The 9,368-nt window shown below is 66.7% G+C and carries 10 protein-coding genes; 4 read left to right on the forward strand and 6 right to left on the reverse strand.

From position 1 onward, the window contains the following. Positions 1-21 precede the first annotated feature (21 nt). On the forward strand, positions 22-2,325 hold the full coding sequence (gene parC / locus VJ811_RS18510) for a DNA topoisomerase IV subunit A (RefSeq protein ID WP_324075116.1): 2,304 nt from the start codon (positions 22-24) through the stop codon (positions 2,323-2,325). Between the two features lie 89 nt (positions 2,326-2,414). Beyond that, positions 2,415-4,097, forward strand: a complete 1,683-nt coding sequence (locus VJ811_RS18515) for a putative bifunctional diguanylate cyclase/phosphodiesterase (RefSeq protein WP_324075117.1) — start codon at positions 2,415-2,417, stop codon at positions 4,095-4,097. Here VJ811_RS18515 and VJ811_RS18520 read toward each other — a convergent pair. From VJ811_RS18520 to VJ811_RS18535, 4 genes are all read right to left on the reverse strand, one after another. Continuing rightward, complete coding sequence (locus VJ811_RS18520; protein ID WP_324075120.1) at positions 4,070-5,278, reverse strand: CCA tRNA nucleotidyltransferase; 1,209 nt, start codon at positions 5,276-5,278, stop codon at positions 4,070-4,072. The two genes, VJ811_RS18515 and VJ811_RS18520, sit on opposite strands and share 28 nt — an antisense overlap. Then, positions 5,275-5,859, reverse strand: coding sequence for a CoA pyrophosphatase (locus VJ811_RS18525; protein ID WP_324075123.1), 585 nt, complete (start codon positions 5,857-5,859; stop codon positions 5,275-5,277). Before VJ811_RS18525 ends, VJ811_RS18520 begins: the two co-directional genes overlap by 4 nt. Next, positions 5,859-6,443, reverse strand: a complete 585-nt coding sequence (locus VJ811_RS18530) for a DUF1285 domain-containing protein (RefSeq protein WP_324075125.1) — start codon at positions 6,441-6,443, stop codon at positions 5,859-5,861. The genes VJ811_RS18525 and VJ811_RS18530 overlap by 1 nt, the downstream gene beginning before the upstream one ends. Before the next feature lie 245 nt (positions 6,444-6,688). Next, complete coding sequence (locus VJ811_RS18535) at positions 6,689-7,192, reverse strand: N-acetyltransferase (protein WP_324075126.1); 504 nt, start codon at positions 7,190-7,192, stop codon at positions 6,689-6,691. Positions 7,193-7,281: 89 nt separating this feature from the next. On the opposite strand from VJ811_RS18535, the gene VJ811_RS18540 reads away from it, so the two are divergent. Continuing rightward, complete coding sequence (locus tag VJ811_RS18540) at positions 7,282-7,665, forward strand: dihydroneopterin aldolase (RefSeq protein ID WP_324075128.1); 384 nt, start codon at positions 7,282-7,284, stop codon at positions 7,663-7,665. Further along, on the forward strand, positions 7,662-8,423 hold the full coding sequence (locus VJ811_RS18545; RefSeq protein WP_324075130.1) for an SDR family oxidoreductase: 762 nt from the start codon (positions 7,662-7,664) through the stop codon (positions 8,421-8,423). Before VJ811_RS18540 ends, VJ811_RS18545 begins: the two co-directional genes overlap by 4 nt. Positions 8,424-8,496: 73 nt before the next feature. On the opposite strand, the gene VJ811_RS18550 is transcribed toward VJ811_RS18545, so the two are convergent. Both VJ811_RS18550 and VJ811_RS18555 read right to left on the reverse strand, forming a co-directional pair. Further along, on the reverse strand, positions 8,497-8,994 hold the full coding sequence (locus tag VJ811_RS18550; RefSeq protein WP_324075132.1) for a hypothetical protein: 498 nt from the start codon (positions 8,992-8,994) through the stop codon (positions 8,497-8,499). A 144-nt stretch (positions 8,995-9,138) separates the two neighbouring features. Then, on the reverse strand, positions 9,139-9,368 hold a 230-nt coding region (locus VJ811_RS18555), incomplete at its 5' end, for a hypothetical protein (protein WP_324075134.1).

Consider the following 9,368-nt stretch of genomic DNA (forward strand, 5'->3'; position numbering starts at 1 on the left):
CCTTGCTATCGGCTCTGGGCAATGGCCAGTACGACAGACGATCTTCCTCCTTCAGACCCCGTCCCCGGCATGACCGATACCCCGTTCGACAGTGCGCTGTCCGAACGCTATCTCGTCTATGCGCTGTCGACGATCACCGCGCGGTCGCTGCCCGATCTGCGTGACGGGTTGAAGCCTGTCCACCGCCGCTTGCTGTGGGCGATGCGCGCGATGCGGCTCGACCCGTCGCAAGGCTACAAGAAGTCGGCGCGCGTCGTCGGCGACGTGATCGGCAAGTTCCATCCGCATGGCGATGTCGCGGTTTACGACGCGATGGTCCGCCTCGCGCAGGATTTCTCGCTCCGCTATCCGCTCGTCGACGGCCAGGGCAATTTCGGCAATATCGACGGCGATAATGCGGCAGCCTATCGTTACACCGAGGCGCGGCTGACGCGCGTCGCGGTCGACCTGATGCAGGGGCTCGACGAGGGCACGGTCGATTTCAAGCCAACGTACAATGGCGAGGATGAAGAGCCCGAAATCATGCCGGGGCTGTTCCCGAACCTGCTCGCCAATGGCGCGAGCGGGATCGCGGTCGGCATGGCGACGAACATCCCGCCGCACAACGCCGCCGAAGTGATCGGCGCCGCGCTGGTGCTGATCGAGAACCCGCGCGCCGAGCTGTCCGAATTGCTCGAGCATGTGAAGGGACCCGATTTCCCGACCGGCGGCATCGTCGTCGACAGCCCCGAGACGATCGCCCACGCCTATGAAACCGGGCGCGGCGGGTTCCGCGTCCGCGCGCGTTTTTCGACCGGCAAGCTGGGCGATGGCGGGTGGGAAGAGAGCGGGATCGAGAAGCAGCCGGGCGGCACCTGGCAGCTCGTGATCAGCGAAATCCCCTATGGGGTCGCCAAGGGCAAGCTGATCGAGCAGATCGCGCAGCTGATCGCCGACAAGAAATTGCCGATCCTCGAGGATGTTCGCGACGAAAGCGCCGAGGACCTGCGCATCGTCATCGAGCCCAAGAGCCGCAACGTCGACCCCGATATTCTCAAGGAAAGCCTCTATCGGCTGACCGACCTCGAGAATCGCTTCGCGCTCAACCTCAACGTCCTCGACGCGACGCGCACGCCGAAGGTGATGGGGCTGCACCAGCTGCTCACCGAATGGCTGATGCACCAGATCGTCGTGCTCGTCCGCCGCGCGCAGCACCGGATCGCGAAGATCGACGACCGGCTGGAGCTGGTCGCGGGCTATATCATCGCCTTCCTCAACCTCGACCGGATCATCGAGATCATCCGCACCGAGGACGAGCCGAAGCCGGTGATGATCGAAGAGTTCATCCTGACCGACCGGCAGGCCGAGGCGATCCTCAACATGCGGCTGCGATCCTTGCGCAAGCTCGAGGAAATGGAACTCAAGCGCGAGCAGGCCGATTTGACCGCCGAGCGCGAGGAGCTGGTCAAGCTGGTCGAAAGCCCGGCGCGGCAGAAGACGCGGCTGCGCAAGGATCTGGAAAAGCTGCGCGCCGTCTACGGCCTCGACACCTTGCTCGGCGCGCGCCGCACGACGATTTCCGAAGCGGCGCCGGCGCGCGAGATCCCGCTCGACGCGATGATCGAGAAGGAGCCGGTGACGGTGATCCTGTCGAAACGCGGCTGGATCCGTGCCCAGCGCGGCCATGTCGCGGCGGACCAGTGGGCCGAATTCAAGTTCAAGGAAGGCGACGAGCTGCTGTTCGCGGCGCACGCGCAGACGACCGACAAGCTGCTGATCGCGGCGAGCGACGGGCGCTTCTTTACCGTCGGCGCCGACAAGCTGCCCGGCGGGCGCGGGTTCGGCGAGCCGCTGCGCCTGATGGTCGATATCGACCCCGAGGCGCGGATCGTCGCGATGATCCCGGCGAGCGCCGACGGCCGGCTGCTACTCGCTTCGACCAGCGGGCACGGCTTTGTCGCGCAGATGGCCGAAGTGGTCGCCGAAACGCGCAAGGGCCGGGGCGTCGTCAACCTGAAACCCAAGGCGGCGCTCGCGATCGTGCGGCCGGTTCTGGCGAGCGACGACAGCGTCGCGGTGGTCGGCGAGAATCGCAAGCTCGTCGTCTTTCCGCTCGCCGAGGTGCCGGTGATGGCGCGCGGCCAGGGCGTGATGCTGCAACGCTACCGCGACGGCGGGCTGTCCGACGCGGTCAGCTTCGCCTTTGCCGATGGATTGAGCTGGGCGATGGGCGGCGATACCGGCCGCACGCGCACCGAAACTGACCTTGTCCCCTGGCGCGTCGCGCGCGGTGCCGCCGGCCGGATGCCTCCGACCGGTTTTCCGAGGAACAATCGCTTCGGCTAAGCGTATTTCGACTTAGCCGTAAATCCCTTCTTTACTTCCCGTGACCTAGGCTTTGGGCAATGGGGAAAGGTCGCACAAAACCCTCTGTTATGCCTATCGATAGAACCGGCGGAGACCGGCCCTTGTTGTTCGTCGGCTGGATCGATGCGTTGCCCGTTCCGGCCGCGTTGATCAGACCGATGGCGCGCGGCAATTTCGGGCTCCATGCCAGCAATGCGGCGTTCGACCGGCTCGGCCTGTCGCCCGCAGGCGCCGAGGCGCCGATCGAGATGCTGCGCGCGATCGAGCGCGTATCGCAAATTCCCGAAGAATCGCAGGAATTTTCCTGCCAGCTGGGCGAAGGCCCGGCGGCGCGCGACCTGCGCGGCTCGATCGGCCCGCTGCCCACCGAATCGGGCGACGACGGACTGTTCCTGCTGACGCTGATCGACCGGACGCAGGAGATGATGACCGAGCGCAACCTGCGCCGCGAGCTCGTTTCGGACAGCCTGACCGGCCTTCCCAACCGCGCCGGGTTCGAGGAACTGGTCGAACAACGCGCGATCACCGACGTGGGCGCCGCCGACCATGCGATCCTGCTGCTCGACCTGGCGCGGTTCAGCCGCATCAACGAACATATCGGGCCGATGGCCGGCGACGAGCTGATCATCACCGTCGCGCGGCGGCTGAAATCGAGCCTGCGCAGCGGCGACATATTGGCGCGCACCGGGGGCGACGAATTCGCCATATCGACGCGCGTCGTCGGCGGCCGCGCCGATGTGCGCGAAATGGCGCGGCGCATCCGCGGCTGTTTCGACCACCCCTTTCGCATCGGCGAATTGAAGGTCAGCGTCGACTGCGCGCTCGGCTGTGCGATCCAGCCCGCAGCTGACACCGCTGTCGCCGATCAGATCCGCCATGCGCAGATCGCGCTCAAACGCGCGAAGCAGACCGACCGCATCGAAATCTATGAACCCGAGGCGGCGATGCTGTCGGACAACCGGTTCGGGATGGAAACCGAGCTGCGCAACGCGATCGAGGAAGACCGGCTCCACCTCGCCTTCCAGCCGCTGATCGAGCTGGCGAGCGGCCGCGTCGCCGGGTTCGAGGCGCTGGCGCGCTGGGACACGAGCAGCGGCCATTCGGTTTCGCCGGCCGAATTCATTCCGATCGCCGAGGATTCGGGGTTGATCGTCCCGCTCGGCCAATGGGCGATCAGCAAGGCGGCCGCGGTGCTCGCCGACTGGGACAAGGAGAATGGCGGCGAAATCGTCGACTGCTATTTCTCGGTCAATGTCTCGGCGATCCAGCTGGTGCGCGACGATGTCGCCGCGGTGGTGCGCCAGGCGCTCGAAAGCCGGAAAATCGGCGGCGAACGGCTGATGATCGAACTCACCGAAAGCGCGATCATCGGCGATCCCGACCTCGCTTTGTCGGTGCTCAGCGAGCTGAAGGCGCTCGACGCGCGCGTCGCGATGGACGATTTCGGCACCGGCTATTCGAACCTCGCCTATCTCCAGCGCCTGCCGATCGACGTGCTCAAGATCGACCGCAGCTTTGTCGAACATATGGTCGACGACCGCGACAAGGTGGCGATCGTCCGCACGATCCAGAGCCTGGCCGAAGTGCTGGGCATGCGCACGACGGCCGAAGGCGTCGAGACCGCCGACCAGGCGCGCTTGCTGTCGGCGCTCGGATGCGATTTCGGGCAGGGCTTCCTGTTCGCGCGGCCGATGGATGGCAAGGACGCGCTCGATTATTGGCGTCAGTCGCTGGTGCGGCCGATCTTCTGATCGACGAGCTGCGCCACGCGCGTTGCATCGGGAAAATCTTCGGCGACCCATTCGGCCTCGACCGCTTTCAGGATGCGCGCGACCTCGGGGCCGGCCGCGATCCCGCGCGCGACGATGTCGCCGCCCTTGAGCGGCATTTCGGGAACGGTCCAGCCCGATAGCGCCCCCACAGCCGCCTTTGCCGAACCCGTATCGTCCGCGAGCAGATGCACGTCGCGCGCGGCGTCGACCCCGATCGCATGCGCCAGCTGCCGCACCGGCCGTGCGGTATCGGCGCGGCGTCCGCCGAGCGCGGCGAGATGTTTGCGCTGCCGCGTCGACAGGCGCAGCCGCGCCGCGACCTGTTCGGCGATGCCGGCGTCGGCGGGAAGCAGCGCCGAAAGGCGGCGCAGCGGCGAAGGGATGACCCCGGCCTGCCGCTCATTTTCGGTCAGTTCGCTCAATACCCGCGAAAAGTCTGGGGCGAGTTCGGGCAGGACCACCTCGAAAATCCCGTCCGCCGCCATTTGGTCCACGATCCCCCGAGGTTCCGGCAGCGAAAGGATTTTGAGCAGTTCGTCGGCGATCCGTTCGCGCGACAGGCTTTTGAGCGACTGGCGCGCGGTCACGACCGCGGCATGGCTGACGGGGTCGAGGTCGCCGCGCCCGAAACGCGCCGCGAAGCGATAGAAGCGCAGGATGCGCAAATGATCCTCGGCAATCCGCGTCGCCGCGTCGCCGATGAAGGCGACGCGCCCCGCCTTCAGATCGGCAAGGCCGCCGAACCAGTCGTCGATCGCGCCGGTATCGGGATCGGCATAGAGCGCGTTGATCGTGAAGTCGCGCCGCGCCGCATCGTCGCGCCAGTCGTCGGCGAAGGCGATCGTCGCGCGGCGTCCGTCGGTTTCGACATCGCGGCGCAGGGTCGTGATCTCGTGATGGTCGCCGCTGGCGACCGCGGTGACGGTGCCGTGCGCGATGCCGGTCGGGATGACCTTGATATCGGCCGCGACGAGCCGCCGCGCCACCTCGTCCGGCAGCAGCGGGGTTGCCAGATCGATGTCGGCGACGGGCAAGCCGAGCAAGGTATCGCGTACCGCGCCGCCGACCACCTTGACCGCGCCGCCATCGGCGGTCAGCGCCGCGACGATGCGCCGCAGTCCGGGCCGGCCCAGCCATTCGGCGGCGGGCAGCGCCGTCACCGGTGCCACCCCGCCGGCATCCGCCGCGCCAGATTGATGATGATTCCCGCCGTCACGCCCCAAATCCGCCGTCCCTGCCAGTCCATGTCATAATAATGGCGGTCGTGCCCCTGAAAATTCGCATGCTGGCGCGCATAATTATCGGGATCGAAGAGGATATCGAGCGGCACCTCGAACCAGTCCTCGACCTCGTCGGGATTGGGGTCGAGCGGCAGGTCGGGCGGGATGACGCCGAGCACCGGGGTGATGATATAGCCGCTGCCCGACCGATAGGGTTCGGTCACGCCGGCGACCATCACGTCGCGGCGGCTGAGGCCGATTTCTTCCTCCGCCTCGCGCAGCGCGGCGTCGATCGCGTCGCGGTCGCCGGGATCGATCTTGCCGCCCGGAAAGGCGACCTGCCCGGCATGGCTGCGCAGCCATTGCGGGCGCTGGGTCAGGATGACGCCGGGGTCGGGCCGGTCGGTGAAGGCGATGAGCACCGCGGCATCGCGCAAGGTCGGGGTGCCGAGATAGGCTTCATCCTCGCCCTTGTCGGGCAGGAGATTGTCGAGCGCGACGCGCAATTTCGCCGACAGCATCAGGCGTCGACCAACGGAAAGCGCGCGCCGTTCGACCAGATCGCGGGCGGCTCTTCGTCCGCAGCCAGCGCCAGCTCGACGATCTCATAATAGAGCGCGCGGTCGATCCGCGCCTCGAGGCCGTTGCCGATCGCCCCGCGGACGTGGAGACGCGGGTCGGGATTGTCGGCGTCGCTGCCGAAGCTGAGCGGATGATCGGCGCCCGCCATGACCAGATCGTCGGTGTCGAGGCGAAACACCAGCTTGCGCGTCGCCCCCTCGCCTTCGCTCTTCATCTCGACGGCGCGGAAGGGTGTGTCTTCGACGACGATGCTGAGTTTTTCGGCAGGGGTGACGAGGACATGGCTGCCGTCCGCCTCGCGTCGCAGGATCGTCGAGAAGAGCTTGACCATCGCGGGCCGGTTGATGCGCCCGCCCTCGTGAAACCAGCTGCCGTCGGCGCGGATTTCCATTGCGCTGTCGGCGGTGCGCTCGGGATGCCATTGTTCGACCGGCGGCAGCTTGCGCGCCGCCAGCAGTTCGACGGTTTCGGCGAGCGAGAGCTGCGCGAAGTCCTTGGGAAGCGAGAGGGCGGGGGTGACCATCCATCCGACATAGGCGGAAGGGCGCGGTGTGCAAGTCGGCTTCGCTGCGAAGCGAGGCGCATGCCGGATAGGAAGGCCCAGATTTGATTCACGCGAAGACGCGAAGACGCGAAGAAGCTGCGTCTGCCGCGAAGCGGCTTTCCTCTTCACGAGTTCGCGACAGGCCGACCGGTTGAAGGAACAAAGGGCCTGACGGCCCGAGCCTTCTTCTTCTTCGCGTCTTCGCGTCTTCGCGTGAACAAATTCTACCGCGGCCCGATCATCCCCGCGCCCGTCGGCAGGCTGTGCCCGTTTACCGCCCGCGCGAGCAGGCGGCGCTTTTCGAACGGGCCGGGCAAATCCCATTCGCCCGTGACGTCGGCGGTGAAGCCGAAGAAGCGGCCATAATATTCGGGGTCGCCGATCATCATCAGCGCGCCGTCGGCCTGGGTTTCGGCGGCGTCGAGCATCTGCACCATCAAGGCGCGGCCATGGCCGCCGCGCTGGACGTCGGGGCGGATCGCGACCGGACCGACCATCACCAGTGGGGCTTCGCTGCCGTCGGGCGCGCGGTGGGCGACCGGCCAGCATTGGATCGTGCCGAGCAGCGCGCCATCCTCGACCAGCGCAAAGCTGAGCGCGGGGACCGCATCCACGCCTTCGCGGATGCGATAGGCGGTTCGTCCAAAGCGATCGGTTCCGAAAGCGGCGTCGAGGAGATCCTCGACGGCCTGCGGCTCGATATTCGACAATGGAAGTAACTCGACCAACGCGTACCCTTTCGCTAATGCGGCGGCGCTTTAGGGTCCGGCGTCGGTATTGCAAAGCCGAATGTCGCGCCCGCCTGCAGGATGATCGTGTGACCGATAGTTTGTGGCTGGAAGTGGACGGGCTGACCGTCCAGGTGCTGACCGGCATTTATTCCGAAGAAACCCATTTGCCGCAGCCGCTGCGCATCTCGGTGCGCGCCAAGCTGGCGATGGCCGATCATTATGATCCGACGACGCCGCTGAGCGCGTCGAAAAACTATATGCACCTCAAATTCGCGGCGACCGAGGGCATCCCCAAGGATGTGCATTTCGTGCTGATCGAAAGCGTCGCCGACCATATCATCGACACCTTGTTCCTGCAGGACGACAAGGTCGAGGAGGTCGAGGTGAAGATCGTCAAGCTCGCGATCGCCGAGGAAGGCGAAGAAATCGGCATCACGATGCGCCGAAGTCGTTTGGGGGCGCGGAAGTGACGCAAAAGCTCGCTCTCGTCACGGGCGGGCTGCACCGCGTCGGCGCCGCGATTTCGGCGCGGCTGGCGCGCGAGGGCTATGCGCTGGCGATTCACAAGCGGAGCCCTGGTGACGCCGATCCGGTGCTGGCCGAGGCGCTGGCCGAGACGGGCGCTCTTGCTCACCGTTTTGCCGCCGACCTGGCCGATCCGGCGGCGGTCGATGCGCTGATCCCGGCGGTGATCGAAAAATTCGGCCGCGCGCCCGACCTGCTCGTCAACAACGCCGCGCTGTTCGCCGAGGGCGAATGGGCCGATCTGTCGGCCGCTACACTCGCCGAGATGATGCAGGTCAACTTGTCGGCGCCGGTGATGCTGGCGAAGGCGCTCGTCGCGGCGAGCGAGGCGGGGCGCCCGGCGATCGTCAATATCGTCGACCAGCGCGTGCGTAATCCGGTGCCCGACCAAGTCGCGTACAGCCTGTCGAAATCGGCGCTGTGGCAGGCGACGGCGACGCTGGCGGTCGCATTCGGGAACCGCGCGCGGGTCAATGCCGTGGCGCCGGGGCTGACGATGGCGACCGAGGATTATTCGGCGGCGCAGATTGAGCGGCTGGCGAAACGCATGCCGCTCGGGGCGCTGCCGACGCCGGTGCAGATCGCCGATGCGGTCGTCTACCTCGCGCGCGCCGAGGCGGTGACGGGGCAGACGATCTTCGTCGACGGCGGCGCGCATCTGGCGCCGCTGGGGCGCGATTTCGTGGCGTTGGAACGGGATTGAGATCCTCCCGTCGCGCGGCGGCAGCGCGGATCGCAGGAAACCCATCTCTTCACCGCCCCGCGCCCGGCCGCGCTCAATGCACCGTAACCGGCCGCATCACACCGCCCGCGCGCGCCGCCGCGAACATCACGCCGTCGCGCGCCACTGCGGGCGGACCTTCGAGCATATAGAGCTTCACCAGCTCGCGCGTGACCTCGCTGTCGTCGTCGACAACCAGCCGGAGCGACTCCAGCCCCAGATTGCCGCGCGCCACCACGACATCGCGGACGAGCGCGAGCGGCCAGCGCGCGCTGGTGCCGCGATAGAGCGTCACCCCGTCGTGACGGAGGTAATCGCCGCGCCGCCGCCACATGCCAAGGACATACGCCCAGACGCCGAGCACCGCAGCGATCGCGAGCAGCAGCAGCGGCTGCCCGAAGACCATGTTCCAAAAGGCATCGACCGGATCGCCGCCCCAGTCGAGCCGCACCAGCAGCACGCCGAGCAGCACCGCGCAGGCGAACTGCCACCCCACCAGCGGCGCCGCGCGCAGCCGCGCCACCACCACCATGTTCCGGTCCCCGTCAGTCATCGCGGCCAAGGGTCAGAACCTATCAATTGCACGTTCGAGGCGTCGAAATGGCGAAGATATCGGGTTCGGGTGGCCGCCGCGGGTAGCATCGCTACCCGCAAGGCCGCACGGGCCTGAGATCGAAGCCATTTCGGCGTCCCCCCATTAGGCGGGAGGGGGGATTTGACCGATTTTGTCCATTGCTTCGTCGGCAAGTCTGGAAATATCGACATATTCCTGCGCCTTGCCTCCTCGCACTGAACAAAATCGCTTCAAACCTCGAACGCGCAATTGATAGGTTCTGACCCTAAATAAGCATCGCCGCCGCCCCGCGCCACCCCCGCGAGTCGGCGGCATCGGCGGCATCGGCGCCGCCCAGCCGACGGACCGCCCCG

The sequence above is a fragment of the Sphingopyxis sp. genome, assembly GCF_035250425.1.
Lineage (GTDB): Bacteria > Pseudomonadota > Alphaproteobacteria > Sphingomonadales > Sphingomonadaceae > Sphingopyxis.